General features: G+C 65.1%; 26 protein-coding genes and 1 tRNA gene. 11 read left to right on the top strand and 16 right to left on the bottom strand.

Annotated elements, in window-relative coordinates:
• Positions 1–72: 72 nt before the first annotated feature.
• The 3 genes from ACM42_RS15675 to ACM42_RS15665 form a co-directional block, all read right to left on the bottom strand.
• Positions 73–813 carry a sulfate transporter family protein gene (locus ACM42_RS15675; RefSeq protein WP_028178930.1) on the bottom strand — a complete coding sequence of 247 codons (741 nt, stop codon included), beginning with the start codon at positions 811–813 and terminating at the stop codon, positions 73–75.
• A gap of 221 nt (positions 814–1,034) precedes the next feature.
• Positions 1,035–1,481, bottom strand: a complete 447-nt coding sequence (gene nikR, locus ACM42_RS15670) for a nickel-responsive transcriptional regulator NikR (RefSeq protein WP_271528765.1) — start codon at positions 1,479–1,481, stop codon at positions 1,035–1,037.
• Positions 1,482–1,555: 74 nt separating this feature from the next.
• Positions 1,556–4,012 (bottom strand): heavy metal translocating P-type ATPase, encoded by a 2,457-nt coding sequence (locus ACM42_RS15665; RefSeq protein WP_271528764.1) that lies wholly within the window; start codon positions 4,010–4,012, stop codon positions 1,556–1,558.
• Between the two features lie 61 nt (positions 4,013–4,073).
• Here ACM42_RS15665 and ACM42_RS15660 point away from each other — a divergent pair, with 61 nt between their 5' ends.
• Positions 4,074–4,349 (top strand): metal-sensitive transcriptional regulator, encoded by a 276-nt coding sequence (locus tag ACM42_RS15660; RefSeq protein ID WP_007598521.1) that lies wholly within the window; start codon positions 4,074–4,076, stop codon positions 4,347–4,349.
• Between the two features lie 167 nt (positions 4,350–4,516).
• Here the strand turns inward: ACM42_RS15660 and ACM42_RS15655 are convergent, their stop codons facing one another.
• Positions 4,517–5,482 carry a YiiX/YebB-like N1pC/P60 family cysteine hydrolase gene (locus ACM42_RS15655; RefSeq protein ID WP_271528763.1) on the bottom strand — a complete coding sequence of 322 codons (966 nt, stop codon included), beginning with the start codon at positions 5,480–5,482 and terminating at the stop codon, positions 4,517–4,519.
• 192 nt (positions 5,483–5,674) lie between these two features.
• Here ACM42_RS15655 and ACM42_RS15650 point away from each other — a divergent pair, with 192 nt between their 5' ends.
• Positions 5,675–7,063: a flavin monoamine oxidase family protein gene (locus ACM42_RS15650; protein WP_271528762.1), complete on the top strand. Its 1,389-nt coding sequence runs from the start codon at positions 5,675–5,677 to the stop codon at positions 7,061–7,063.
• A 45-nt stretch (positions 7,064–7,108) separates the two neighbouring features.
• Here the strand turns inward: ACM42_RS15650 and ACM42_RS15645 are convergent, their stop codons facing one another.
• The 4 genes from ACM42_RS15645 to pheS form a co-directional block, all read right to left on the bottom strand.
• Positions 7,109–7,879: a sulfite exporter TauE/SafE family protein gene (locus ACM42_RS15645; protein WP_271528761.1), complete on the bottom strand. Its 771-nt coding sequence runs from the start codon at positions 7,877–7,879 to the stop codon at positions 7,109–7,111.
• Positions 7,880–7,934: 55 nt separating this feature from the next.
• Positions 7,935–10,343: a phenylalanine--tRNA ligase subunit beta gene (gene pheT, locus ACM42_RS15640; RefSeq protein WP_271528760.1), complete on the bottom strand. Its 2,409-nt coding sequence runs from the start codon at positions 10,341–10,343 to the stop codon at positions 7,935–7,937.
• A complete protein-coding gene (locus tag ACM42_RS15635; protein ID WP_271528759.1) occupies positions 10,340–10,804 on the bottom strand; it encodes an endonuclease domain-containing protein in 465 nt (154 codons plus the stop codon). Before ACM42_RS15635 ends, pheT begins: the two co-directional genes overlap by 4 nt.
• Positions 10,805–10,884: 80 nt before the next feature.
• Complete coding sequence (gene pheS, locus ACM42_RS15630) at positions 10,885–11,967, bottom strand: phenylalanine--tRNA ligase subunit alpha (protein ID WP_271528758.1); 1,083 nt, start codon at positions 11,965–11,967, stop codon at positions 10,885–10,887.
• 32 nt (positions 11,968–11,999) lie between these two features.
• Here pheS and ACM42_RS15625 point away from each other — a divergent pair, with 32 nt between their 5' ends.
• On the top strand, positions 12,000–12,539 hold the full coding sequence (locus ACM42_RS15625; RefSeq protein WP_333921687.1) for a hypothetical protein: 540 nt from the start codon (positions 12,000–12,002) through the stop codon (positions 12,537–12,539).
• Between the two features lie 8 nt (positions 12,540–12,547).
• Here ACM42_RS15625 and rplT read toward each other — a convergent pair whose 3' ends face one another.
• Both rplT and rpmI read right to left on the bottom strand, forming a co-directional pair.
• Positions 12,548–12,907, bottom strand: coding sequence for a 50S ribosomal protein L20 (gene rplT, locus ACM42_RS15620; protein ID WP_028179126.1), 360 nt, complete (start codon positions 12,905–12,907; stop codon positions 12,548–12,550).
• Between the two features lie 80 nt (positions 12,908–12,987).
• Positions 12,988–13,188, bottom strand: a complete 201-nt coding sequence (gene rpmI / locus ACM42_RS15615) for a 50S ribosomal protein L35 (RefSeq protein WP_008539890.1) — start codon at positions 13,186–13,188, stop codon at positions 12,988–12,990.
• Between the two features lie 274 nt (positions 13,189–13,462).
• Here rpmI and ACM42_RS15610 point away from each other — a divergent pair, with 274 nt between their 5' ends.
• Entirely contained in the window at positions 13,463–13,867 is a 405-nt protein-coding gene (locus ACM42_RS15610; protein WP_271528757.1) for a hypothetical protein, read from the top strand.
• 247 nt (positions 13,868–14,114) lie between these two features.
• On the opposite strand, the gene infC is transcribed toward ACM42_RS15610, so the two are convergent.
• Positions 14,115–14,654: a translation initiation factor IF-3 gene (gene infC, locus ACM42_RS15605; protein ID WP_080659921.1), complete on the bottom strand. Its 540-nt coding sequence runs from the start codon at positions 14,652–14,654 to the stop codon at positions 14,115–14,117.
• A gap of 251 nt (positions 14,655–14,905) precedes the next feature.
• Here infC and ACM42_RS15600 point away from each other — a divergent pair, with 251 nt between their 5' ends.
• Both ACM42_RS15600 and ACM42_RS15595 read left to right on the top strand, forming a co-directional pair.
• Positions 14,906–15,694, top strand: coding sequence for an alpha/beta hydrolase (locus tag ACM42_RS15600; protein WP_271528756.1), 789 nt, complete (start codon positions 14,906–14,908; stop codon positions 15,692–15,694).
• A gap of 149 nt (positions 15,695–15,843) precedes the next feature.
• Complete coding sequence (locus ACM42_RS15595) at positions 15,844–16,311, top strand: nuclear transport factor 2 family protein (protein ID WP_271528755.1); 468 nt, start codon at positions 15,844–15,846, stop codon at positions 16,309–16,311.
• A 130-nt stretch (positions 16,312–16,441) separates the two neighbouring features.
• On the opposite strand, the gene ACM42_RS15590 is transcribed toward ACM42_RS15595, so the two are convergent.
• The 3 genes from ACM42_RS15590 to ACM42_RS15580 form a co-directional block, all read right to left on the bottom strand.
• Positions 16,442–17,239 (bottom strand): acyl-CoA thioesterase domain-containing protein, encoded by a 798-nt coding sequence (locus ACM42_RS15590; protein ID WP_271528754.1) that lies wholly within the window; start codon positions 17,237–17,239, stop codon positions 16,442–16,444.
• A 185-nt stretch (positions 17,240–17,424) separates the two neighbouring features.
• Positions 17,425–18,582, bottom strand: coding sequence for a tRNA epoxyqueuosine(34) reductase QueG (queG, locus tag ACM42_RS15585; protein WP_271528753.1), 1,158 nt, complete (start codon positions 18,580–18,582; stop codon positions 17,425–17,427).
• Between the two features lie 97 nt (positions 18,583–18,679).
• A complete protein-coding gene (locus ACM42_RS15580) occupies positions 18,680–19,372 on the bottom strand; it encodes a glutathione S-transferase family protein (RefSeq protein ID WP_271528752.1) in 693 nt (230 codons plus the stop codon).
• Positions 19,373–19,541: 169 nt separating this feature from the next.
• Between ACM42_RS15580 and ACM42_RS15575 the strand changes: the two genes are divergently transcribed.
• Positions 19,542–20,348 (top strand): undecaprenyl-diphosphate phosphatase, encoded by an 807-nt coding sequence (locus tag ACM42_RS15575; RefSeq protein WP_271528751.1) that lies wholly within the window; start codon positions 19,542–19,544, stop codon positions 20,346–20,348.
• Between the two features lie 190 nt (positions 20,349–20,538).
• Here the strand turns inward: ACM42_RS15575 and ACM42_RS15570 are convergent, their stop codons facing one another.
• The gene (locus ACM42_RS15570) at positions 20,539–21,504 is read right to left on the bottom strand and encodes a complex I NDUFA9 subunit family protein (RefSeq protein ID WP_271528750.1); all 966 of its coding nucleotides are present in this window, start codon (positions 21,502–21,504) and stop codon (positions 20,539–20,541) included.
• Between the two features lie 154 nt (positions 21,505–21,658).
• On the opposite strand from ACM42_RS15570, the gene ACM42_RS15565 reads away from it, so the two are divergent.
• A tRNA-Leu gene (locus ACM42_RS15565) sits at positions 21,659–21,745 on the top strand.
• 188 nt (positions 21,746–21,933) lie between these two features.
• Positions 21,934–22,083 (top strand): hypothetical protein, encoded by a 150-nt coding sequence (locus ACM42_RS15560; protein ID WP_271528749.1) that lies wholly within the window; start codon positions 21,934–21,936, stop codon positions 22,081–22,083.
• Positions 22,084–22,119: 36 nt separating this feature from the next.
• On the opposite strand, the gene ACM42_RS15555 is transcribed toward ACM42_RS15560, so the two are convergent.
• A complete protein-coding gene (locus ACM42_RS15555) occupies positions 22,120–23,391 on the bottom strand; it encodes an MFS transporter (protein ID WP_271528748.1) in 1,272 nt (423 codons plus the stop codon).
• Between the two features lie 390 nt (positions 23,392–23,781).
• Between ACM42_RS15555 and ACM42_RS15550 the strand changes: the two genes are divergently transcribed.
• The gene (locus tag ACM42_RS15550) at positions 23,782–24,396 is read left to right on the top strand and encodes a ribonuclease D (RefSeq protein ID WP_271528747.1); all 615 of its coding nucleotides are present in this window, start codon (positions 23,782–23,784) and stop codon (positions 24,394–24,396) included.
• A gap of 160 nt (positions 24,397–24,556) precedes the next feature.
• Entirely contained in the window at positions 24,557–25,297 is a 741-nt protein-coding gene (lptC, locus tag ACM42_RS15545) for an LPS export ABC transporter periplasmic protein LptC (RefSeq protein WP_271528746.1), read from the top strand.
• Position 25,298: the final 1 nt, after the last annotated feature.

The raw sequence follows: 25,298 nt of genomic DNA, 5'->3' as shown, positions 1-25,298 counted from the left end.
GTTGGTTCGTTCGCTCGCGCGACGGGGGTGGTCACCTCCCCCGCAAGCGAGAGCGGGAGAGGGAGCGCGCAATCACCGCACCTGCCGCACCGGCTCGATCAGCTCGGGCCGCGGGCCTGACAGGCGCTTGTGCATGTGGACCATGAAGGCCATGGCGAAGATCGGCGTCGCCAAGTTGACGATCGGGATCGAGACGAAGGCGGCGATGAAGAGCCCGGCGGTGAAGATCGTGGCGGCGTTGTCACGCCGCATCGCCTTGGCTTCCTCCGGCGGGCGGAAGCGCATCGCGGCGAGCTCGAAATATTCGCGGCCGAGCAGCCAGGCCGCGGCGAGGAAGAAGATCAGGAAACCCGCGCCGGCGAACAACACCAGCGGCAAGGCGACGAGATAGATCACAATCGTCAAGAGCGCGGTCTTGATGCCCTCGAGGATCGCCTGGCTGAACGGCAGCGCCACGCCGGGCCGCTCGGCCGGATAGTGCTCGCGCTCGACGATGTCGGCGACGTCGTCGACGAACAGGCTCGCCACCAGCGAGGTGATCGCGGGCATCAGGAAGATGCCGCCGAACACGACCCCCAGGCCCGCCGCGATCGAGACGATCCAGGACAGGACTTCGATCGATGAATGCCAGCCCGGTCCGAGCAGGCCTTCCAGCCAGACCTCGCCATTGGTCGCAAACCAGCTGAGGAGCCGCTGCAGGCCGATCGCCAGTACGGTGATCAGCACCAGCGCCAAGCCGACCGATCGCCACAGGATCGAGCGCATCGGCGGCGAGATCATTTGCGACAGCGCCTTGATGGCGGCATCCAGCATGGGGCATCCTCTCAGGTAAACACTTCGCGAGAGGTAGACACCCAATGCGGCTTCGGCAAGGGCGGCCGGCTGCCCAACGCACGACCGTGGTCCGGACGCGGCGCGGCATGAAATGACGCGCTGCTGAGCGGGGACCCAGGAGCTTGCGGCGAGATGGGCCCGGCTCAGCAGCGCACCGCTGAAGGAGCGCTGCGCTGCGTCCGGGGCACGCAAGCGCCCAGCTACCCATGCCGATGCGCATGCTTCCGCACCTTTGCCGGCTTCCCTTCCCCGGTCGGAATCATCACCACGCGGCCGTAGCGCACGCCGCGTTCGGCGATGATGTGGTCGGCGAAGTGCCTGACTTCGGAGGCGTTGCCGCGCAGCGCCGTCATCTCCATGCAGTTGTTGTCGTCTAGATGGACGTGCAGCGTCGCCAGCGCGAGGTCGTGATGGCCGTGGAATTCCTGCACCAGGCGCTTCGAGAGATCGCGCGCGGCGTGGTCGTAGACATAGACGAGACCGGCCACGCATTGGCCGGTCTGTGCCGTGCCCTCCGTGCTCTGTTGCAGGCCGGCGCGGGCGAGATCGCGGATGATCTCGGAGCGGTTCTGGTAGCCGCGCGCCTCCGCTGCGGCGTCGATCTCCGCCAGGAGATCGTCCTCGATCGTGATCGTTATCCGCTGCATCGGGTCCTCTCCATCGGGCTACCGGGCTTTTGTAGCCTTTCCTCCGAAGGGAGGCGAGGGAGTGTGCCGGTAGCTCACAGCCGCGTCGTGCGCAGGCGCAGCGCATTGCCGACCACGCTCACCGAGGACAGCGCCATCGCCGCTGCGGCGATGATCGGGGAAAGCAGCACGCCAAAGGTGGGATAGAGCACCCCGGCGGCGATCGGAATGCCGGCGGCGTTGTAGATGAAGGCGAAAAACAGGTTCTGGCGGATGTTGTTCATCGTCGCCTGCGACAGTTTTCGCGCCCGCACGATGCCGACGAGATCGCCCTTGAGCAGCGTGACGCCGGCGCTCTCCATCGCCACGTCGGTGCCGGTGCCCATGGCGATGCCGACCTCGGCTGCCGCCAGCGCCGGCGCGTCGTTGACGCCGTCGCCGGCCATCGCGACGCTGCGGCCGGCCTTCTGCAGCTTGGTCACCACCGCGCTCTTCTGGTCCGGCAGCACCTCGGCCTCGACCTCGGCGATGCCGAGCCGGCGCGCCACGGCCTCAGCCGTGGTGCGGTTGTCGCCGGTCAGCATGATGACCCTGATGCCTTCTGCCGCGAGCGCTTTCAGCGCCTCCGGGGTCGAGGCCTTGACCGGATCGGCGATCGCGAACAGGCCGGCCAGCCGGCCGTCGACGGCCATGTTGATCACGGTGGCGCCGTCGCCACGCAACCGTTCGGCTTCGGTGTCGAGCGTCTTGGTCTCGATGCCGATCGACGTCAGGTATTTTGCATTGCCGAGCACGATTGTCTTGCCGTCGACCTTACCGGTCGCGCCCTTGCCCGTCGGCGAATCGAATTGCTCGACCTGGCCAAGCGTGAGCTGCTTCTCTTTGGCCGCGCGCACGATGGCGTCAGCCAGGGGATGTTCGCTGGCGCGCTCGACGCTGGCCGCGAGCCGAAGGATGTCGTCTTCCGCAAAGCCGGCCGCCGGCACGACCGCGACCACCTTGGGCTTGCCCTCGGTCAGCGTGCCGGTCTTGTCGACCACCAGCGTGTCGATCTTCTCCATGCGCTCCAGCGCCTCGGCGTTCTTGATCAGAACGCCTCCCTGCGCACCGCGGCCGACGCCGACCATGATCGACATCGGGGTCGCGAGGCCGAGCGCACAGGGGCAGGCGATGATCAGCACGCTGACGGCAGCGACCAGACCGAAGGCCAGCCGCGGCTCCGGTCCGAACCAGGCCCAGGCGCCGAAGGCAGCGAGTGCGACGACGATCACCATCGGGACGAACCAGCCGGAGACCTGGTCGGCCAGGCGCTGGATCGGCGCGCGCGAGCGCTGCGCGTCCGCGACCATCTGCACGATCTGCGACAGCAGCGTCTCGCGCCCGACCTTGTCCGCACGCATCACGAAGCTGCCGGACTGATTCAGCGTGCCGGCAATGACCTTCGCGCCGGTCTCCTTGGTAACCGGCATGGATTCGCCGGTGACCAGGGATTCGTCGAGCGAGGAGCGGCCCTCCAGGATGATGCCGTCCACCGGCACCTTCTCGCCGGGACGAACGCGCAAGGAATCGCCAGCATGGAGCGCGTCGATCTCGACCTCGTGCTCGCTGCCGTCAGCGTCGACCCGGCGTGCCGTCTTCGGTGCAAGCTGGAGCAGCGCCTTGATCGCACCCGAGGTCGCGTCGCGGGCGCGCAGCTCCAGCACCTGGCCGAGCAGCACCAGCACGGTGATGACGGCAGCTGCCTCGAAATAGACCGCGACCGCGCCTTCATGGCCGCGGAAGGTGGCGGGGAAAATCTGCGGCGTGACGGTGCCGAGGACGCTGTAGACATAGGCCACACCGGTGCCCATGGCGATCAGCGTGAACATGTTGAGGTTGCGCGTCAGCAGCGACTGCCAGCCGCGGACGAAGAACGGCCAGCCCGCCCAAAGCACCACCGGCGTGGCGAAGACGAGCTGGATCCAGTTCGACAGCGTCGGATCGATCCAGCTGTGGGGGCCTGCGAGATGGCCGCCCATCTCCAGCACCACCGGCGGCAGCGACAGGACGCCGCCGATCCAGAACCGACGTGTCATGTCGGCGAGCTCAGGGTTCGGTCCGGTCTCCAGGCTTGCGACCTCAGGCTCCAGCGCCATGCCGCAGATCGGGCAACTGCCCGGGCCGACCTGGCGGATCTCCGGATGCATCGGGCAGGTGTAGATGGTGCCCGCGGGCATCTCGGGCTCGGGCGCCTTCTCCTTCGCAAGATATTTGGCGGGATCGGCAGCGAACTTGGTACGGCAGCCGGCCGAGCAGAAATGGAAGGTCTCGCCGTGATGCGTGAAGTGGTGCTTCGAGGTCGCGGGATCGACCGTCATGCCGCAGACGGGGTCCTTCACCTTGGTCGCGGAATCACCGTGGTCGTGGCCGTGATGATGGGCATGGCTGGAAGCATCGCCGTGGCCGCCGCAGCATGAGGATGCCGCGGACTTCGCCGCCGGCGGTGCCGCTTTCGTGGAACAGCCGCGTCCGGAATGTGTTTCCGCGTCGTGACGATGCTCGCTGCTGTTCATTGCCGTGCTCCGGTCCTGTCCTGGCCTTGCAACCTATACCCGGTAGGGGTATATAGACCCCATGCGCAAGGACATCAAGGCATCTGTCGGAAAACGTCTCGGCCGGATCGAAGGCCAGGTTCGCGGCCTGTCGAAAATGGTAGAGGAAGACCGCTACTGCATCGACATCGTGACGCAGATCTCGGCCGTGCGTGCCGCGCTGCGCCGGGTCGAGGAGGAGGTCCTGAAGGACCACGTCGCCCATTGCGTCGAGCACGCCATTGCGAGCGGCGACAAGGCCGACCAGCGCGAGAAGATCGCGGAGCTGATGGCAGTGATCGGGCGGGCAGAACGATGAATCTGGTCGTTGCGAGCGCAGCGAAGCAATTCAGTCTGTTTCCCGCGGAGGGATTCTGGATTGCTTTGTCGCTACGCTCTTCGCAATGACGGTTGGTAAGGCGAAATCGCGCCACGCCCCCGGTGTCGTCCCTACGAACGCATGCCTTCGCAGGGACGACAGCAGGGCTACGCCGCCATCTCCCGCGTCCGCGCGCGGTACGTCGCGAGTTCGCTCGGCAGCACGATATGCTCGGAGAAAGCGGCGCTGGCCCCCGCGGCCTGCACGGTTACTTCCTCAGCCGAAATCTCAGCCGGCGCCTCTTCGTCAATCGCTTCAGGAGCGAGCGGCGGCGCCAGGACCGTTTCTGGAAACACACTGAACGAGCCCGCTACCTCCTCGAGCGGCTTCTGCTTGTCGGCCCAGTGCAGGGCGGTGTAGTCGAACCCGTGCACGATGGTGGGTTTGACGACTTCGAAATAGGGCGAGATGTCGAAGTCGCGGGGCATGTAGAGCGAGGAATCGCGGATGTGCAGGATCTCGCGGCGGGCGGCGCGGCTGCCGGCCTTGGTGATCTTCGGCAGGATCGGATAGCGCACGGCGTCGAAGGCCTGCGCGATCAGCGCCGAGCAGATGATCTTGGTCGGGTCGCCCGAGCCGATCGCGATCATGCGCCGGCGCCAGCGCTGCGGAATCGGCATCGGGAACAGATAGCGCATCAAGTCGACGATGTTCTTGGTGTCGTAGCCGAAGCCGATGCGGTTGATGGCGTAGCGGCAGACCGTGGTGCGGTCCTCATAGGACAGTCCGACCGGACGGCAGACGCGGGTGTGATAGGGGAAATATTTCGACAGCGGCGCCGAGGTGACGCCCTCGCCGATATTGGCTTCGATCAGCACATGCGGCTCGCCGTCCGCCTCCTCCGCACCCGCGACCGGGCCGACATAGAGCGCGGCATGCGACCAGGTCGACTGCGTCAGATATTTGATGATGCCGGAGATGCGGTTGTTGCCTTCGACCAGCAGCACGTCGCCGGGCTCGATGATCCCGCGCAGATGCTCCGGGTCGCTCGGCGTGAACGGCTCGTAGCCCGGCACCTCCTTCGAGAGGTACGCGGCAATTAGCTTGCCGACCGAATCCAGGACCGTCCCCATGTCAAACTCCCCCCACGGCCTTTTCCGGCCGTCTTTTTCCCTTCTCTATCATGGTCGAAACGTGTTGCAATTCGGTTCATCACTCTGTGAGATCAAGCACGATTGATTCACCATGATGGTTGCCGTGCAACATCAGATACGGCAAGGTTCGCGGGCTGTTCCCGTACGCCGCAAGTCCCCGGAAACCATGACATGACAATCACGCGCCGCGGTTTCCTTTCGGCGTCGGCGGCCTTTGCTGCGATGCCGGTCCTGCGCGCATCCGCCGCGCCTCTGCCGCGCGAGGCCGACATCGTCGTGATCGGGGCGGGTACTGCTGGAATCGCCGCGGCGCGGCGTATCATGGCGACCGGCCGCAAGGTCATCGTGGTGGAAGCGGCATCGCAAGTTGGCGGCCGTTGCATCACCGATAGCACGACGTTCGACACGCCGTTCGACCGCGGCGCGCGCTGGATGTACAATCCCGACACCAATCCGATGATCCGGCTGGCGCGCAGTGTCGGGCTGGACGCGCTGCCGGCGCCATCGGGCCAGAAGATGCGCATCGGCCGCCGCAACGCGCGCGCGGGCGAGACCGAGCAATTCCTGGCCGCGCTGGTGCGCGCCAACCGCGCCATCGACGAGGCCGCGCGCGGCAAGCTGGATACCTCCTGCGCGTCCGTGCTGCCGAAGGATCTCGGCGATTGGGCCGGGGCGGCCGAGTTCATGCTGGGCCCGAGCTTCGCCGGCAAGGACCTGAAGGAGCTGTCCGCGATCGACAAGGGACGCGCGCAGGACCGCAATGCGGCGATCGCCTGCCGTCAGGGCCTCGGCACTCTGATCGCCAAACTCGGCGAGCAGGCGCCGGTGGCGCTGTCGACGCCGGCGAGCCGGATCGTCTGGAGCAACCGCGACGTCAGCGTGGAGACGCAAGCCGGCAAGATCGCCGCGCGCGCCGCCATCCTCACGGTTTCGACCAATGTGCTGACGTCGGGCGCGATCAAGTTCGTACCCGACATCCCCAAGCGCACCTTGGATGCGGCCTCCAAGCTCACCCTGGGCAGCTACGATCGCATCGTGCTGCAACTGCCGGGCAATCCGCTCGGCTTGTCGCGCGACGATATCCTCATCGAGCAGAGCAATTCGACGCGCACGGCGCTCATGTTCGCCAATATCGGCGGCTCCTCATTGTGCTCGATCGATGTCGGCGGCTCCTTCGGCCGCGATCTCTCCGAGCAGGGCGAGAAGGCCATGGCCGCCTTCGCGAGGGAGTGGATCACCAAGCTGTTCGGCAGCGAGGCCGCTTCCGCCGTGCAGAAGACCAGCGCGACGCGCTGGAATGCCTCGCCCTACGTGTTGGGCGCAATGTCGGCATCCGCGCCCGGCGGCCAGCTTTCGCGAAAAACCCTGGGCGAGCCGATCGGCAACATGTTCCTCGCCGGCGAAGCCACGCACGAGACGCTCTGGGGCACCGTCGACGGCGCCTGGGAAAGCGGCGAGCGCGCCGCGGATGCCGCCTTGCGCAAGATCGGTGCGCTCAAGGCCGAGCCGGCCGACGTGCCGACGCAATCGACGAAGAAGCGCAGGGCGCCGCGGCAATAGGCAACAAAGTCGCAACACTTCGCGGGGACGACCCGCGGAGAGAGCTCAGCGCAACACCCCGTCCAGCACCGGTAGTCCGGCAACCACCGCCATCGCGATCAGCGCATAGCAGATCCCGCGAAACACTTTCTCGCTGGCGCGGCCGAACAGCGAGGCGCCGAAGGCGACACCGATCGCATAGACCGGCCCGACGACCAGCGAGAGCACCAGCGATTCGCGCGAGATCAGGCCTGTCGTCGCATAACTGACCATCGAGAAGAAATCCGACGCGCCGAAGAACAGCACGATGTTGGCGCGTGCGACGATCGGCGCGATCGGGCGGCCCAGCCAGTAGCCGACGATCGGCGGGCCGCCGGTCTGCGCGAGGCCGCTACAGAAGCCGGAGAGACCGCCGATGCCGACGGAGAGCCAGGCGTGGTCCTTGCCGCGATAACGCCAGCCCGACAGCAGCAGAAGCAGGAGGGCGGCGACGAAGCAGGAGATGATCCATCGCGTGGTGACGGGCTCCAGCACGCTCAGGAAATACGTGCCGACGGGCACGCCGATCAGCGCCCCCAGCACGATCACGGCGGTGGCCCTGCGGTCGGCCTTCCGCCATGCGTCAGGCAGCAGCGGGGCGGCCGCGACGAAATCGATGACGAGCAGCAGGGCCGCAACGAGCCGCGGCGCTGCGATGCTGCTCGCCAGCGGCATGAAGATCAGCGCCGAGCCGAAGCCGGAGAAGCCGCGTGCGGTGCCTGAAACGAAAGCGACGGCGCAGAGCGCCATCGCAATGGTGAGGCTGACATCCTTCGGGAGAACGTCGGCGAGACTCATGCTTGTTGATTCTGGAGCACGATATCGTCCGAGAACCGCTTCACACCTTTCAACATCATGCTCTCAGAGTACCGCCGGTCTTCTTCGTGACTTCGGCCACGATCTTGGCGCCGACGGCCTCGATCTCCTGGTCGGTCAGGGTCTTCTCGCGCGGCTGGATCGTCACCGCGATCGCGATCGACTTCTTGCCGTCATCGATGCCCTTGCCCTCGTAGACGTCGAAAACGTTCACGCCGGTGATCAGCTTCTTGTCGACGCCTTGCGCGGCGCGAACGATGTCGCCGGCCTTCACGGCGCGGTCGACGATGAAGGCGAAGTCGCGCGTAACAGGCTGGAAGGCGGAGAGCTCGATCAGCGGCTTGGCGCGGGTCGGCTTCTTCTTCGCCTCAGGGATGCGGTCAAGGATCACCTCGAACACCATCAGCGGACCATCGACGCCGAGCGCCTCGAGCGCGCGCGGATGCATCTCGCCGAAATGGCCGAGCACGTTCTGCGGGCCGATCTGGATCGTGCCGGAACGTCCCGGATGCAGCCAGCCGGGACCACCCGCCACGACCTGAAGCGCCTGCATCGGCGCGCCGGCCGCAGCGAGCACCGCCAGCGCGTCGGCTTTCGCGTCGAACACGTCAGCCTGCGTCGAGCCGGTCCAGTGCCGTCCGAGACCTTCAGAGGAAGCAAAGCCGCGGCGCACGCCGCTTGCCGCCATGAACTGGTCCTGCGGGCGATCGCCCTTGAAGATCTGGCCGACCTCGAACAGTGCGACATCGCCAAAGCCGCGATCGGCATTGGCCTGCGCGGCCGCGATCAGGCCCGCAAGCAAGGTCGGGCGCATGTCGGAGAGATCGGACGCGATCGGGTTGGCCACTTCGAGCTCGCGCTGGCCGCCGCCGAACAATTCTGCCGCGGGTTTTGCGATGAACGACCACGTCACGGCTTCGACCATGCCGCGGCTCGCGAGCGCGCGCCGCGCGCGGCGGGTGCGCAGCTGCAGCGAGGTCAGAACGGATTTGCGCGCGTCCTCGCCGCGTTCGAACGGCGTCTCCGGCACCTTGTCGACGCCGAAGATGCGGACGATCTCCTCGACGATGTCGGCCTTGCCGTGCACGTCGGTGCGCCAGGACGGCACCGCCACCTTCACGACCGGGCCGGGGCCCGCCATCATGAAGCCGAGATGGGTCAGGATGCGCTTCATCTCGGCTTGCGGCACCTCGATGCCGGAGAGCCGCTTGACCTCGGTGACCGGGAACTCGATCAAGCGGTCATCGCCAAAGGCCTTGCCGACCACGACGGTTTCGGACGGCGTGCCGCCGCACATCTCCATCACGAGCTTGGTCGCCAGCTCCAGTCCCGGCACCATGAAGGCCGGATCGACGCCGCGTTCGAAGCGGTAGCGCGCATCGGAATTGATGCCGAGCTTGCGGCCGGTCTGGGCGATGTTGATCTCGTTCCACAGCGCCGATTCGATCAGCACGTCGGTGGTGTCATCGTCGCAGCCGGAGGCCTCGCCGCCCATGATGCCGGCGAGCGATTCAACGCCGTGCTCGTCCGCGATGACGCAGATCGCGGGATCGAGATTGTAGGTACGGCCGTCGAGCGCGAGCAGCGTCTCGCCGTCGCGGGCGCGGCGCACGACGAGATTGCCCTTCACCTTCTTGGCGTCGAACACGTGCAGCGGCCGCGCGCGATCGAAGGTCATGAAATTGGTGATGTCGACCAGCGCGTTGATCGGGCGCAGTCCGATCGCGGTCAGCCGCTTCTGCAGCCATTCCGGCGACGGGCCGTTCCTGACGCCGCGCACGAGGCGGAGCGCGAAGCCCGGGCACAGCGTGGCATCCTCGACCGTGACCTTCACCGGGCACGGGAATTCGCCCTTGATAGGCTTGATGGTCGGATCCTTGAACTTGCCCATGTCGGCGGCGGCGAGGTCGCGCGCGATGCCGTGCACGCCCGTGCAGTCCTGCCGGTTCGGCGTCAGATTGATCTCGACCACGGGATCGCCGAGCCCGGCCCATTCGGCGTAGGCAGCGCCGATCGGCGCATCGGCCGGCAATTCCATGATGCCGTCATGGTCGTTGGAGATCTGCAATTCGGCCGCCGAGCAGAGCATGCCGCGGCTCTCGACGCCGCGGATGGTGCCGACCCCGAGCGTGATGTCCTTGCCGGGAATGTATGTGCCGGGCGGCGAGAACACGCTGACCAGACCCGCACGCGCATTCGGCGCGCCGCACACCACCTGCACCGGCGCTCCGCCGTCGCCGGTGTCGACCATGCAGACCCGCAAGCGATCCGCATTCGGATGCTGCTCGGCCGAGATCACCTTGGCGATGGTGAAAGGCTTCAGCGCCTTCGCCTTGTCCTCGATGTTCTCGACCTCGAGCCCGATCATGGTGAGCTTCTCGGCGAGCCTGTCGAGCGGCTCGTCGGTCTCGAGATGATCCTTCAGCCAGGAGAGGGTGAATTTCATGGCTGTGTGCCTCGGCTCTTGTCGGTGGAGTTACATTGGTCGGTGCTAGTGTTCCCTCCCCCCTTGTGGGGGAGGGTCAGGGAGGGGGGTGAGCCGCGGGCTCCGGCGGAAGCTGCCTGGCGAATTGCCTCAACAACTCCTTCAAGGTTCGTCATCACCTGATCATTGGTGAAGCGCAGAACCTGAAAGCCCTCGGCTGCGAAGAAAGCGTCGCGACGCTCATCCTTCTTCTGACGTTCTTCGAAATCGTGAGATTCTCCATCGAGTTCGATGATGAGCTTAGAGGAGAAACACACGAAGTCGGCGATGTAGTTTCCGATTGGCGTCTGGCGACGGATGCCAAGACCATCCATGCGGTTAGCCTTCAGGTAGCGCCACAGCAGTGTTTCGGCGCGCGTCATCGCTCGGCGAAACTGTTTCGCCCGACTACGCTGACGTTCGCTCACAACTGCATGCGGCATCCGCGGCTACCCCCCTCCCTGACCCTCCCCCACAAGGGGGGAGGGAACGGAGAGAGTCATTGTGTGGCCGGGCATCGCCATCACGTGCTCAGCCCTCCCGCCAGCGTCGGCACTTCGAGCGGCTTGAAGCCATAATGCGACAGCCAGCGGACGTCGCTGTCGAACAGCTGGCGCAGGTCGGCGATGCCGTATTTCAGCATGGCGATGCGGTCGATGCCCATGCCCCAGGCAAAGCCCTGGTATTCATCGGGGTCGATGCCGCAGGCGCGCAGCACGTTCGGATGCACCATGCCGCAGCCGAGAATCTCCAGCCAGTCTTCGCCCTCGCCGAAGCGGATCTCGCCCTTGTCGCGGCGGCACTGGATGTCGACTTCCAGCGACGGCTCGGTGAAAGGGAAGAAGGAGGGGCGGAAGCGCATGTTGATGTGGTCGACCTCGAAGAACGCCTTGCAGAACTCGTGCAGGATCCATTTGAGGTGGCCGAGATGCGAGGTCTTGTCGATGACGAGGCCTTCGACCTGGTGGAATTGCGGCGTATGGGTCGCGTCAGAATCGATGCGGTAGGTGCGGCCCGGGCAGATGACGCGGATCGGCGGCTTCTGGCTCAGCATGGTGCGCACCTGCACCGGCGAGGTGTGGGTTCGCAGCAGCATGCGCGAGCCGTCCTCCTTCGGATGGAAGAAGAAGGTGTCGTGCATCTCGCGCGCGGGATGGCCTTCCGGGAAGTTCAGTTTGGTGAAGTTGTAGTCGTCGGTCTCGATGTCAGGACCTTCGGCGACCGAGAATCCCATGTCGGCGAAGATCGTGGTGAGCTCGTCCCAGACCTGGCTCAGCGGATGGATGCGGCCGGCCTCGACCGGTGAGTCGCGCAGCGGCAGGGTGACGTCGACGGTCTCGGACACGAGCCGCGCATCGAGCGCCGCCGACTTCAGCACGTCGCGCCGTGCGGCGAGCGCCTCGGTGACCTTGTCCTTGGCCTGGTTGATCGCGGCGCCTTGCGTCTTGCGCTCGTCCGGCGACATCTTGCCGAGCGTGGCGAGGAGTGCGGAGATCGAGCCCTTCTTGCCGAGGGCTGCGACGCGCACCGCCTCGAGGGCGGCCTCGTCGCCGGCGGCGGCGATCTGGTCGAGGATGGACGTTTCGAGCGTTGCGAGGTCGGACACAGTCAAATCCTTGCTGCCAAAATTCGGCTGGGTTGTCGCCGCCCGAAGGCCGTAACGTCAAGCAAAAAGCCGGTTATTTCGGGCTTGCGGCCGGCTGGGTTGAACGCTGCGCGGGGACCCGGCACCAATGGGGGTACGAGGAGAGTCTTGCGATGCTTTCGAGATCCTGCCTGGTCGGTCTGGCCCTGCTTGTGTTGGAAGGTGCTTTGGGTGGCGCGGCCTACGCCGAGGAATGCCCGGCCAAATCGACGTCGATGGACGACGTCATCGCAGTCCTCAATGCGGCGCCTGGCTGCGGCCCTGCCATGAAGCTGTTCGAGGCCTGCGCATATGGCGCCAGCGGCGACGTGCAGTTCGGTGAAGTGGTCGAGAAGAAATGCGAAGCTGATTTCGTCGGCCAGCAGAAGCCGCCGCAGAAGCTCAGCTATCAGCGCGAGTTGCAGGCGTGCGATCGCAAGTACCGGAACAAGTCCGGCACCATGTATATTTCGGCGACAGCATCCTGCCGGGCGGAGGTCGCCCAGCGCTACTCGCAACAAGCTTTGAAGGCTGCGGGCCAAAAGGCCCGCTAGCGCAAGCCTCAGGCGGCGAGCGCAGCCTTGGCCTTCTCGGCGATCGCCTGGAACGCGGCGGGCTCGCTGATCGCGAGATCCGACAGCACCTTGCGGTCCACGGTGATCCCGGACTTGGCCATGCCGTCGATAAATCGGCTGTAGGTCAGGCCGAACGGACGGACGGCAGCGTTGATGCGCTGGATCCAGAGCGCGCGGAACGTCCGCTTCTTACGCTTGCGGTCGCGGAAGGCATATTGCATCGCCTTCTCCACGGCCGGCTTGGCGGCGCGGATGGTGTTCTTGCGGCGGCCATAGAAGCCCTTGGCGGCCTTGTAGACTTTCTTGTGCTTGGCGTGGGCGGTCACACCGCGTTTGACGCGAGACATGACAAAATTCCTTCAGAGATGACTTGGTTTTCGGATCGCCGCGCGAAGGCGGCGCGAGGTGGCAGTGATCGTGGACGCGATCAGGCGTTCGGCAAGAAGTACTTCTTGACGTTGTCGCCGTCGGTCTTGAACAGCACGCGGGTGCCGCGGAGCTGACGGATCTGCTTCTTCGTCCGCTTGATCATGCCGTGACGCTTGCCGCGCTGGGCGTGCATCACTTTGCCGGTGGCAGTCACCTTGAAGCGCTTTTTAGCGCCCGATTTGGTCTTCAGCTTGGGCATTTGGCTCTCCTATGGCCACAACAGAAATCCGCCCGTGAAGGCGGCTGGCCGTCTAAATTGCTCGTTAGAGCGTTGATTGTGCTCAGGTTTTTGCGAACGAGCGCGAAACCCGCACGAAACACCGCCACGGCAGCCCTTAATCAGCCGGGCGATGAAGGCTGGGCTTATGACAGAGCGGGAGCCAAATGGCAACGATGAACCGGCGGAACAGGCCCGGAGACTATCCGGTGCTGCACCCTCATGTCCCCAGCCGCGTCGCCCGGAGCAGACCAAAATGGCCCATTTTTCCCAATCGTCGTCGTCTTCGACTGGTTTCGTCCGCGCGCGTCATCTGGCGGTGTTTCCCGTGCTCGCCGCCGCCATGCTGCCGTCGACTGCCGATGCCCGCGTCGGCGGCTATGACGGCATCTGGAACGTCACCTTCGCCACCACGAGGGGCAATTGCAGCTCAGGCTACAGCGTCCCCTTCACCGTCACGGGCAGGCGGGTGTCGTCCGCCGGCGGCGGCCGGGTCTCGGGCCGGATCAACCGCTCCGGCGCTGTGGCTGTCCATGTCTCGGTCGGCGCCTCTCATGCCAGCGGCGGCGGCAGGCTCGCCGGCATGAACGGCGCCGGCTCGTGGAGAGGTATCATCTCCGGCGACCAGTGCAGCGGCACCTGGCAGGCGACGAGGACGTAGTCGAACGAGCCATCGCCACAGCCACGGTGCGCTCCCTCCCCCGCCTGCGGGGGAGGGCTGGGGAGAGGGTGCTTCCTCAATCGAGAACCCCCAAGAGGAAAAAGCCCTCACCCGGCGCTTCGCGCCACCCTCTCCCGCAAGCGGGCGAGGGTGCAGCGGAGCGCGCGGCTTCCACCTTGACCAAAACAAAACGGCCCGCCGGAGATCCGGACGGGCCGCTGAATTCTCAATCCCAAAGTGCTTCGCGTCAGCGCGGCGCCAGCACCATGACGACCTGGCGACCTTCGAACCGCGCATCCTGCTCGACCTTGGCGAGCTCGGCGACGTCGGTCTTGATCTTGTCCAGCAGCTTGGTGCCGATCTCCTGGTGCGCCATTTCGCGGCCACGATAGCGCAGCGTGATCTTGACCTTGTCGCCCTCTTCGAAGAACCGCTGCATCGCGCGCATCTTCACGTCGTAATCATGGTCGTCGATCATCGGGCGAAGCTTGATCTCCTTGATCTCGACGGTCTTCTGCCGCTTGCGGGCTTCCGCGGCTTTCTTCTGAGCGGAATACTTGTACTTCCCGTAGTCCATGATCTTGCAGACGGGAGGGCTGGCATTCGGCGAAATCTCGACCAGATCCATGCCGGCTTCCTGAGCCATCCGGATAGCGACGACGGTCTCGACCGTGCCCTTGTTGTCACCGGTCTGGTCGATCAGCTGGATCTGCGCATTGCGGATATCATCATTGATGCGCGGCCCGTCTTTGCTGGCAGCGGGCGGAGCTTTATTAGGACGGCGAATGGGTGGTTCTCCAAAGTTGTGAAAGAAGCGGCTATCTTGAAGGAAGATGCGATTGCCGGCAAGCAAGTCGCTCGTGCGGCACGCGAAAAACCCTCAAATGCGAGGCATTTTGGTCACGCCCGGGCACGCAGACGACATAGACACCTTGCTTCTGTTCCGCAAGCGTCCCAAAGGGCGGCCAATGCAGCCATCGGGTTGCATCGCGGGACGCGCCCGGACAGCTCAAACCGCACAGCCAGAGTAAATGTTCCATGACCGATATAATTCCTGATGCCATGCTCGACTTCATCGACGTGGGTGAGGGCCTGTCCGCACGCAGGATCGCGGTACGCAGTCGGCGAGGACAGGGGCCTGGACTGGTCTGGCTGGGCGGATTCAACTCGGACATGCTGGGCAGCAAGGCCTTGGCGCTGGACGCCTGGGCCCGGGATCACAGCCGCGCAATGGTCCGGTTCGACTATTCCGGCCACGGCGAGTCCGGCGGCGACTTCGCTGACGGAACCATCGGACGCTGGCTGGAGGAGAGCGTTGCGGTGTTCGAGCGGTTTTGCGACGGCCCGCAAGTCCTGATCGGCTCATCCATGGGCGGCTGGATCGCGCTGCTGCTCGCGCGCGAGATCAAGAAGCGTTCTGGCAAGGCGTCGCTGGCCGGCGTTGTCCTGATCGCACCGGCGCCCGACTTCACCGAGGAGCTGATGTGGAAGAATTTCTCGCCCGCGGTGAAGAAAGAGATCGAGACCAAGGGTGTCTGGATGCGGCCGTCGGATTACGGCGACGGCTCGCCCTATCCGATCACGCGGAACCTGATCGAGGAGGGCCGCAACCACCTCGTGCTCGGCAGCGCCATCGATCTCGGCTGCCCCGTCCGCATCCTGCAAGGCGCGAAAGATCCTGACGTGCCATGGCAGCACGCGTTCGCGCTGACGCACCGCCTGCCGGCGGACGACGTCGTGCTGACCATGATCCAGGACGGCGATCACCGCCTCTCCCGCCCGCAGGACATCGCGCGCATCCTTGCCGCGGTCGCCGAGATCGGGTGAAATCATCACCCAGCATTCGGTGTCATCGCCCGACTTGATCGGGCGATCCAGTATCCCAGAGACGGCTGTGCTTGAGTCGAGAAGCCGCGGCGTACTGGATGCCCCGGTCAAGCCGGGGCATGACAGAGAACGGGGAAGGAGAAACGCCAATGACCACAACCGCCATGCTGCGCGCCTTCTGCGATGCGGTCGAGCAGCGCAATGGCCGCGCCTTTGCCGAATTGTTCACCGAGGACGGCGTCTATCACGACGTCTTCTATGGCGCCTTCGCCGGTCGCGCGAGGATCGCCGAAATGATCGACGACTGGTTCTATCGCACGGCGAGCGATTTCCGCTGGGACATGCACGATCCCGTCACCGACGGCACCACGCTCTATGCGCGCTACACCTTCAGCTACAAATCAATCCTGCCGGAAGCGAGCGGCGCGCGGGCGATGTTCGAGGGCGTCGCGATCATGACGCTGCGTGACGGCAAGATCGCAAGCTATCACGAGGTCGCCAACACCGCGCCGGCGTTCGTCGATCTGAAGTTCGCGCCTGAAAGAATTGCGAAGATCGTCGCCAAGCAGGGCGCCGAGCTGAAGGCACGGCCGGAGATGCAGCGGCATCTCACCTGACCGTCATTCCGGGGCGCGCGAAGCGCGAACCCGGAATCCATTTCGCCTTTTGGCCTGCGATCCAATGGATTCCGGGTCTGCGCCTGACGGCGCATCCCGGAATGACGGTCGGAGAGAGGCGCGCGCATTCCTACCGCTTCGATGGATTCGCCATCGGCTTGCGCTGCGCCAGTGCGGCGACCGTGGCGGTGCCGATCGGGCCCTGTTCGTCATAGAGCCAGCATTCGCCGATCGCGACGCCGTCGGTGGCGTGGTGGTTCACGACTTCGAAGCCGATCCATTCCGTGACCGGCAGGCGGTGCAGATAGATCGTGACGTCGCTGTTGATGTAGCCGAGCCCCTTGTCGCCGGCATTGGCAAACGGGCTGGCGAAATCGGCACCGGTTGCGACATGGACGAACGGCGTCATCGGCACGCCCGCAACGAGCTCGCGCACCTCGCTCATCCAGAGCCGGCGCGGCCCGAGCGAGCCCATATGGCCGACGATCGGCCGCGTCGTCCATTTGCCGTTCATGCCGAGCCTGGGATCCGTGGGCTTGGGAATGTCGGACGGCTTCGGCGCGTCCCAGTTCGGCGGCGACCACACATCGCCATCAGGATTCTGCGTCTTGCGCAGCAGCTGACACGACGCGCGCGCCATGCTGACCCCGCCGGAAACGAACTCCGCTTCCACCACGCGGATGCGCATCCCATCGCGTACCAGCCGCGTCGTCACTTCAATCGGCTTGTCGATGGTCGGCAGCCGAAACATGTCGACGGTGAGCCGCGCCGGCACGAACTCAGGCCCGGAATGGCGTTCCTCGATGGCGAAGCCGAGCAGGCCGACGATGACGCGCCCGTGCAGCGACTTCGGATCCCAGGGACCGTTGGCAACTTCCGTCGGATGGAATGTCTCGCCGTCGCGGGTGAAGAAAGGCATGTTTGTCATGACGTGCGAGATTGCGGGAATGGGTGGGGAAATCAAGTGTGGTGAGGCGCATGTGCGCTCGCCAAACAAAAGGTGTCATCGCCCGGCTTGACCGGGCGATCCATTACGCCGAGGCAGTCGTGATTGAGTCGAGGAGCAGGGGCGTGCTGGATGCCCCGGTCAAGCCGGGGCATGACAGCGGAGAGTTAGGACGCAGCCAGCCACTCGTCACGCACGCTGTCGTCGTGCTCGTTGCTCGCCGCAGCAGACTTCATCGCATCAAACTCGGTGCGTTCCACCAATTGCCCCAGCGCCCACACCGCAGCCCCGCGTACCAGCGGACTCGCATCGTCCAGCAAGCGCCGCGCCTCCTCGGCCAGCGCCGCCTCACCGGAGTTGCCGATCGCAATCAGCACGTTCCGCAAGAAGCGGTCGCGGCCGATGCGCTTGACCGGCGACTTCGTGAACAGCGCGCGAAACGCCGCGTCGTCGAGCCGCGCGAGCTCGGCGAGCGCAGGCGCGCGCAATTCATCACGCGCCGCAAGCCTGGCCTCGCGTCCCTCCTGCGCAAACTTGTTCCAGGGGCAGGCCGCAAGACAATCATCGCAGCCATAGATGCGATTGCCGATGGCCTTGCGAAATTCGCGCGGGATCGGTCCCTTGCTCTCGATGGTGAGATACGAGATGCAGCGCCGCGCATCGAGCTTGTAGGGCGCGGGGAACGCCGCGGTCGGGCAGATGTCGAGACAGGCCCGGCACGAGCCGCAATGATCGATCTCGGTGGCGTCGCGCGGCAGCTCCAGCGTGGTGTAGATCGCGCCGAGAAAAAGCCATGAGCCGAACTCGCGCGAGACGAGGTTGGTGTGCTTGCCCTGCCAGCCCAGATGCGCCGCCTGCGCCAGCGGCTTCTCCATCACCGCCGCGGTGTCGACGAACACTTTCACGTCCGACGGCGCAGCCGCGACCAGCCAGCGCGCCAGCGCCTTCAGGCGCTTCTTGATGAGATCGTGATAGTCGTCGCCCTGCGCATAGACCGAGATCGCCGCGCGCGTGGGCTGCTCGAGAATCGCCAGCGGATCGGAGTCGGGACCGTAATTGACGCCGAGCATGATCACGCTGCGCACGTCCTGCCACAGCCCGCGCGGATCGACGCGGCGCTCGGGGCTTGCGGCGAGCCAGTCCATGTCGCCATGGCCGCCCGATGCGATGAATTCGAGGAAGTGTTTGCCGGCACTCTCGATCGTGCCCGGCGCGGTGATGCCGATGCAGTCGAAGCCGAGCCCGCGCGCTTCATGCGTGAGCGCAGTACGAAGCTCATCAATGTCGATGCTGGATTTGATCACCGATGCATCCACACTCGTCATGGCCGGGCTTGTCCCGGCCATCCACGTCCTTGTGTAGCATTCACGAGAAGAGAAAGAACGTGGATGCCCGGGACAAGCCCGGGCATGACGATCATCATCAGAAATCCAGGTCCACGTAGGTCCGCGACGCCGGCACGCCGGCCAGCCATTCGCTGAGGAGCGGACGGAACGACGGGCGGGATTTCACCCGCGCGTACCACGCCTTTGCTGCGTCGTCCTCGCTCCATGGCACGTCGCCCAGATAGTCGATCGCCGAGAGATGCGCCGCGGCGGCGAGATCCGCGTAAGTGAGTCGGTCGCCGGCGAGGAAATTGCGCGTCTGCGCCAGCCAGCCGATATAGGCCAGATGATAGCGCACATTGGCCTTCGCCGCGCGCATCACGTCGGCCGAAGGCGGGCCGCCGCCATTCTCCTCGCTCATGAAGCGCTTGTAGATGCGCTCGGTGACGAGCGGGTGCGAGACTTCCTCGAAGAACTTCTCGTTGAACCAGGACATCAGCCGGCGCACCTCGACGCGTTCGCTGATCGTTTGCGGCATCAGGCGTTTCGGGCCCATCTCGGCACCATAGGCCTCGTCGACATATTCGGCGATGATGGCCGCGCCGGGAATCGGCGGCTGCTCCTCGTCGACGAGCACCGGCGTGGTGCCGGCCGCATTGAGCAGCAGAAACGCCTCGCGCCGCTCCCAGCTGCGCTCTTCGATCAGCTTCAGGTCAAGCCCGTATTCGCCCGCGATCAGGCGGATGAAGCGCGAATGCGGACAGAACGGATGATGATACAGCGTAAACATGAAGCCTTTGACTATTTGATGGTGCTTAAGAATCCATCAATGTTTGTGCGGCGCCACACTAGGCCCTCAAAACCGCGAAGCAAGGCCGTGATTTCGTATTTTGCGATTGCGGCATGGGAGCGAATAGGCGAGAAGAGCCCCGCTTTTCCAGCCGAAATGGACCGTAAATATGTCAGACGCAATACGGGCAGTGATCCTCGGCATCATCGAGGGTGTGACCGAGTTCCTTCCCGTGTCCTCGACCGGTCACCTCCTGCTCGCGGAGCGCTTTTTCCATCTCGGCGAAGGCGCGTTCTGGGATTCGTTTACGGTTCTGATCCAGCTGGGCGCGATCCTCGCGATCGTCGGGCTGTATTTCAGGAAGCTGTGGGACGTCGTGATAGGCCTGTTCACGGGCGATGCCGATGCGCGGCGCTTCGTGATCGGCGTGCTGGTGGCGTTCCTGCCGGCCGTGGTCGTCGGCCTCGTCGCCGGCAAGTACATCAAGAGCCTGCTGTTCAATCCCTGGGTCATCTGCTTCACGCTGATCGTCGGCGGCGCCATCCTGCTCTGGGTCGACAAGCTCGATCTCAAGCCGCGCGAGCATGACGCCACCAGGTTTCCGCTGCTGATGTATCTCTATATCGGCATCGCGCAGTGCGTGGCGATGATCCCTGGCGTCTCGCGCTCCGGCGCCAGCATCGTCGCGGCCATGCTGCTCGGGGCCGACAAGCGCGCGGCGGCGGAGTTCTCGTTCTTCCTCGCCATTCCCACCATGATCGGTGCGTTCGCCTACGACTTCTACAAGAGCCGCGCCGAGATGACGATGGACCACATGGGCATCGTCGCGATCGGTTTCGTGGTGTCGTTCATCACCGCCATCATCGTGGTGAAGACGTTCCTGACCTACGTCACCCGGCACGGCTTCGTGGTGTTCGCCTGGTGGCGCGTCATCGTCGGCACGCTCGGCCTGATCGCGCTGGCGCTCGGGCAGTAGAGCAGCAACTCGGTTGGTGCGCTCCCTCGCCCGCTTGCGGGAGAGGGTGTCTCCGCAGAGAGACTGCCAATGAGGCGAAAGTCCTCACCGCCGCGACGCCATTGCCGAAGCTATGCGCCGGCGTTCTCGAGGACGGCCGCCAGAGGCGGCCTACGCTGTCCCGCAAGCAAGCGAGAGAAGCAAACCAGCCTCACACGCTCATGCGCTGGAACTGACCGGCGGCGCGGAAGCGCCAGAGATATTGCGGGGCGATCGCTTCCAGCGAATCGGGGGTGATGCCGAGGCCTTCCAGCGTCAGGCCGGCCGCCTTCGCCGCCTCCGAGACGACGTTGTCGCGCTCGAGCAGCGTGACCTGGTCCGGTGTCAGCTTGAACGCGCCCGGCGCGAATTGCAGGAAGGCGGCCTGGAAGCGGGCGAGGCCGAACGACAGCGGGATCAGCATCCGCTTGCGGTCGGTGATCTCCAGGATGGTCTCGATGATCTCGCGCATGGTCAGCACTTCCGGCCCGCCGAGCTCGTAGGTCGCGCCGGCCTTGGCCTTGCCGTCAACGGCATCCGCGATCGCGGTGGCGACGTCGCCGACATAGACCGGCTGCATCCGGGTAGTCCCGCCGATCAGCGGCAGCACCGGCGACATCCGGGCCAGCGCGGCGAAGCGGTTGGTGAACTGGTCCTCGGGGCCGAACATCACGGAGGGGCGGAAGATCGTGGCGGAGGGAACCGCGGCCAGGACCGCGGCTTCGCCCGCCGCCTTGGCCCTGGCATAGCGCGAGGGCGATTCCGCGTCGGCGCCGATCGCCGAGACATGCACCAGGCCGGCATCGGCCGCGGCCGCCGCCTTGGCGACGGTTTCGGCGCCCTTGGCCTGGACGGCGTCAAAGGTCTGCGCGCCGCCCTCGGTGAGGACGCCGACGAGGTTGATCGCGACATGCGAATCACGCAGCGCCGCCTCGACCGAGGCCGGATAGCGCAGATTCGCCTGCACGGTGTGGACCTGTCCGACCTTGCCGGAGGGCTGCAGGTATCCGGCGAGTTCCGGCCGCCGTACCGCAACCCGGACCCGGTAATCGCGCTTGCACAGGGCCCGGACGACATTCCGGCCCAAAAACCCCGATCCGCCGAAAACCGTGACGAGCGTGTCCAGATTCGATGCCATGGGGGTGTCCGTTCCTGCGGAAAAGAGTGCGTCTTGTCAGGCTTTTATCGAGCCGGTTTGCGATGCGCAATCGGCATCCCGAACCGGGCCTCACGCATGAATTGACAACGGCGTCACCGAACCGTAGTAACCGCCTCCGTGCCCCAAACGGCATGCCCAGGTGGTGGAATTGGTAGACGCGCTGGCTTCAGGTGCCAGTGGCTTAACGGCCGTGAAGGTTCGAGTCCTTTCCTGGGCACCATGCTTTTCTGGATCGCAAACAGATCCAGATAGATAAGCCCTTTCAGAGTGCTGCGTTGGCATTGGGCCATGAGCCGAGAAAGTGCAATGCGCTGTGTCTTGGGATCGTGCGTCTTCTTGTGCCTCTTGATCGGTCCGTGTGCTTCTGCGAACGCGGCCGCAAGAGGGCATCACAAGTTGCGACATGTCATGGTTCGGCCGGGCCAGGCCACGGCTCCAGTCTATGTCACTCCGAATGGTGTGCGCATCTATCGCGACGACTCCGTTCCCGGCGGTCTGCGGACCGACCACGATGATCCTCCCGCCTATGACGATCCATCCAAGTTCGGCGGCGGCTGATCTGGGAGCCGGGCTGCTGTTGCGGCAAGGTGCCCTTCACACCACCTGCTTCCCCGCCCGCTCCGCCACCGCCTTCTGCACAAAATACATCATCACCAGCGTGATGATCGTCGTCGCGACGACGACGTAGCCGATCTGGTCGAAATGGATCAGCGAGCCGTCGGGCGCTTGCGCGATGATCGCGCCGGCGAGCACCGAGCCGAGTCCGCCGGAGAGCTGCTGCAGCGAGGCGCTGACCGCGCTGAAGGAGCCGCGCTGGCTCGCGTCGGGGATCGCCGACATCACCGCCTGCGACGGGATCATCCGCGAGAAGATGCCGACGAACATCAGGACGTTGACGAGGATCGCGGTCGCGAGCGAGACGTGGCCGAGATGTGTGTAGATCAGCACCATGACCACGGTCATCGCGCAGCCGAACACGAAGGTCGGATATTTGCCGAACGCGTCGCTGGCACGTCCGACCAGCGGTCCCGTGACGATGCTGAACAGGCCGGAGACGAGATAGATCGTCGGCAGATGCGTGATGTCGATGCCGAGATTGTGCACGGTGTAGGCGCTGGAGAACGGCATCAGCATGTAGCCGCCCGTTGCCAGCAGCGTCGTGACGGCGAAGGCGAGCGTATAGCGTGGCTGACCGATCGTCGCGATCAGATGGTGGAACGGGTTCTTGTCCTGCTTCAGTTTCAGATGCGCATCGACCGGCTCCATCACGAGGGCGATGATTGCGATCGCTGCGATCGACACCACGACGATCGCCGCGAAGCAGACATGCCAATTCCAGTGATTGGCGAGAAACAGTCCGGCCGGAATGCCGAGCACCTGGCTCGCGGCGAACGCCGTCTGGAGGAAACCCATGACGCGGCCGCGCAGGTGCAGCGGAAACAGGTCGGTGACGATGGCGAGCACCACCGCGCCGATCACGCCGCCGAACAATCCGGTCACGATCCGGCCGAGCAGCAGCACATGGTAGGTCTGCGCGGCCGCGCAGAGCGCAGTGCCGAGCGTGAAGCCGACATAGAAGAACAGCAGCAGGCGCTTGCGATCGAACCGATCGGCGAAGCCGGCGGCGAGGATCCCCGAAATGCCCGCACTGAACGCGTAGGCCGACACCGCGACGCCGAACTGCCCGGCCGTGATGTCGAGCGAGGGCATCAGGATGGCGCCGAGCGGCGACATGATGATGAAGTCGAGAATGATCGTGAACTGCGTGAACGCCAGCAGCGCGATGAGGAGTGCCTGGTAGCGCGAGAAGCCGCGCTGGCGTTTCCCTTGGTCGTGGATCGGCGCGGCGAGCGTCTGTTCGGTCATTGGCACTTCGTTCGTCGTGAGCGGGCAAGGGCGGAGAGGCCGGCAACAGATAGGGTGTGCCGGGGCGAATTGCAGCGGGCCGGCCTGAAAACCTGCTCTGCCGGAAAGAGCGGCGGCCCATCATTTCGCGCGCCGTGGAGGGTGTGAATCACCTTGATTGGGGCGCGACTGATCAAGCGTTTCAGCCCTCGGCATGCGCGAGAGTGCAGGACCAGCCGATCCCTCCAATCCCGACTGAGGGATCGCCGACCTGCACGCCATCGCCGCGACCTGACCGCCCGTAAGGCCACGGCCGCCGCTTGCGTGACCTCTCGCCAGTGGCTACATCGCGGTCCATCCGTTTAGCCTATGATATCGACGCACCGATTCGACCCGAGGTTTTGACACGCCATGACCGTACGTCTGCACCGCGGCGACTTGCCCGACCTGTCCCGCTACACCGGAGCGGTGGCGATCGACACCGAGACCATGGGGCTGAACCCGCACCGCGACCGGCTCTGCGTGGTGCAGCTCTCGCCCGGCGACGGCAGCGCCGACGTGGTGCAGATCCCCAAGGGGCACACCGATGCGCCGAACCTGAAGGCGCTCCTGGCCAATCCGGCCTTGACGAAGATCTTCCACTTCGCGCGGTTCGACGTCGCGGTGCTGTACCAGACCTTCGGCATCATGACCGGGCCGATCTACTGCACCAAGATCGCCTCCCGCCTGACCCGCACCTATACCGACCGCCATGGCCTCAAGGACCTCGTTCGCGAGGTGCTCAACATCGACCTCTCCAAGCAGCAGCAGTCCAGCGACTGGGGTTCCGACAGCCTGACCGAGCCGCAGCTCGCCTACGCCGCCTCCGACGTGCTGCATCTGCACGGCTTGCGCGAGCGGCTCGATGCCATGCTGGTCCGTGAAGGCCGCAGCCAGCTGGCACAGGCCTGTTTCGACTTCCTGCCGACCCGCGCCTTGCTCGACCTCCAGGGCTGGGCGGAAGAGGACATTTTTGCGCATTCCTGAGGCCCCGTGCGGCGGTTACCCTGAGGTTGCCGCCCCGTTTCGGACACTTTCGTAACGGCCTGTCGCCGGCTGCATGTTTGGGCGGCGCCGGATACAATGGGGCGCCCGTCGACCGAACGAGGCGAGCGATATTCAGGAGCCCAGGACTTCAGGAGCCCAGGTGAATTCGGCCCAGAATCCCACCTACGACGCCGCGCTTGCGGCGAAGTTCGCCAGCGCGGCGCGCCACAGCCGCCTGGTGCGGATTCTGCGCATTGCGGTTCCGGGTGCGGTGCTATTGTCCATGGCCGCCATCGTCGGCGTCTCGATCTTCAATCCGTTCCGTATGCTGATGCCGAAGCTGCCGCTCGATTCCGGAAACATGGTGGTGTCGGGCACCAAGATCACGATGGAATCGCCGCACCTCGCCGGCTTCACGCCGGACCAGCGGCCCTATGAGCTCTGGGCCAAGACCGCGACGCAGGACATCACCGACCCCGATCATGTCGATCTATCCGACCTGCGCGCGAAGGTGTTGATGGAGGATCGATCGACGCTTTTCCTCGATGCCCGCACCGGCCGCTTCGACAACAAGCAGCAGCAGCTCGAGCTGTACAAGGACATCCTCCTGCGCACCTCGACCGGCTACGAGGCGCGGCTGAACTCGGCCTTCGTCGACATGGGCAAGGGCACGGTCTCCTCGGACGAGCGCGTCGACGTCACGCTGACCAACGGCACGCTGACCGCGGATCGCTTGCGAATTACCGAAGGTGGTGACGTCATCCGCTTCGAGGGCAATGTGGTGATGCACCTGGACAAGCTGGACGAGCCGGCTACTGCGCAGCCTGCGCCGGTCGAGCCGCCGCCAGCGCCGCCGGTGAAGACACGTACGCCGCAGAACAAGTCCGCCAATTCAAAGTGAT

It is taken from the genome of Bradyrhizobium sp. CCBAU 25338, assembly GCF_028128965.1.
Classification (GTDB): Bacteria; Pseudomonadota; Alphaproteobacteria; order Rhizobiales; family Xanthobacteraceae; genus Bradyrhizobium; species Bradyrhizobium liaoningense.
Note: the sequence above shows the minus strand (reverse complement) of the source record. Positions and strands in the feature narration are given on the sequence as shown.

Coding starts and splice junctions, on each gene's coding strand:
- ACM42_RS15675 (WP_028178930.1), bottom strand. CDS start 813: ATGCTGGATGCCGCCATCAAGGCGCTGTCGCAAATGATCTCGCCGCCG.
- nikR (WP_271528765.1), bottom strand. CDS start 1,481: ATGCAGCGGATAACGATCACGATCGAGGACGATCTCCTGGCGGAGATC.
- ACM42_RS15665 (WP_271528764.1), bottom strand. CDS start 4,012: ATGAACAGCAGCGAGCATCGTCACGACGCGGAAACACATTCCGGACGC.
- ACM42_RS15660 (WP_007598521.1), top strand. CDS start 4,074: ATGCGCAAGGACATCAAGGCATCTGTCGGAAAACGTCTCGGCCGGATC.
- ACM42_RS15655 (WP_271528763.1), bottom strand. CDS start 5,482: ATGGGGACGGTCCTGGATTCGGTCGGCAAGCTAATTGCCGCGTACCTC.
- ACM42_RS15650 (WP_271528762.1), top strand. CDS start 5,675: ATGACAATCACGCGCCGCGGTTTCCTTTCGGCGTCGGCGGCCTTTGCT.
- ACM42_RS15645 (WP_271528761.1), bottom strand. CDS start 7,879: ATGAGTCTCGCCGACGTTCTCCCGAAGGATGTCAGCCTCACCATTGCG.
- pheT (WP_271528760.1), bottom strand. CDS start 10,343: ATGAAATTCACCCTCTCCTGGCTGAAGGATCATCTCGAGACCGACGAG.
- ACM42_RS15635 (WP_271528759.1), bottom strand. CDS start 10,804: ATGCCGCATGCAGTTGTGAGCGAACGTCAGCGTAGTCGGGCGAAACAG.
- rplT (WP_028179126.1), bottom strand. CDS start 12,907: ATGTCTCGCGTCAAACGCGGTGTGACCGCCCACGCCAAGCACAAGAAA.
- rpmI (WP_008539890.1), bottom strand. CDS start 13,188: ATGCCCAAGCTGAAGACCAAATCGGGCGCTAAAAAGCGCTTCAAGGTG.
- ACM42_RS15610 (WP_271528757.1), top strand. CDS start 13,463: ATGGCCCATTTTTCCCAATCGTCGTCGTCTTCGACTGGTTTCGTCCGC.
- ACM42_RS15600 (WP_271528756.1), top strand. CDS start 14,906: ATGACCGATATAATTCCTGATGCCATGCTCGACTTCATCGACGTGGGT.
- ACM42_RS15595 (WP_271528755.1), top strand. CDS start 15,844: ATGACCACAACCGCCATGCTGCGCGCCTTCTGCGATGCGGTCGAGCAG.
- ACM42_RS15590 (WP_271528754.1), bottom strand. CDS start 17,239: ATGACAAACATGCCTTTCTTCACCCGCGACGGCGAGACATTCCATCCG.
- queG (WP_271528753.1), bottom strand. CDS start 18,582: ATGACGAGTGTGGATGCATCGGTGATCAAATCCAGCATCGACATTGAT.
- ACM42_RS15580 (WP_271528752.1), bottom strand. CDS start 19,372: ATGTTTACGCTGTATCATCATCCGTTCTGTCCGCATTCGCGCTTCATC.
- ACM42_RS15575 (WP_271528751.1), top strand. CDS start 19,542: ATGTCAGACGCAATACGGGCAGTGATCCTCGGCATCATCGAGGGTGTG.
- ACM42_RS15570 (WP_271528750.1), bottom strand. CDS start 21,504: ATGGCATCGAATCTGGACACGCTCGTCACGGTTTTCGGCGGATCGGGG.
- ACM42_RS15560 (WP_271528749.1), top strand. CDS start 21,934: ATGGTTCGGCCGGGCCAGGCCACGGCTCCAGTCTATGTCACTCCGAAT.
- ACM42_RS15555 (WP_271528748.1), bottom strand. CDS start 23,391: ATGACCGAACAGACGCTCGCCGCGCCGATCCACGACCAAGGGAAACGC.
- ACM42_RS15550 (WP_271528747.1), top strand. CDS start 23,782: ATGACCGTACGTCTGCACCGCGGCGACTTGCCCGACCTGTCCCGCTAC.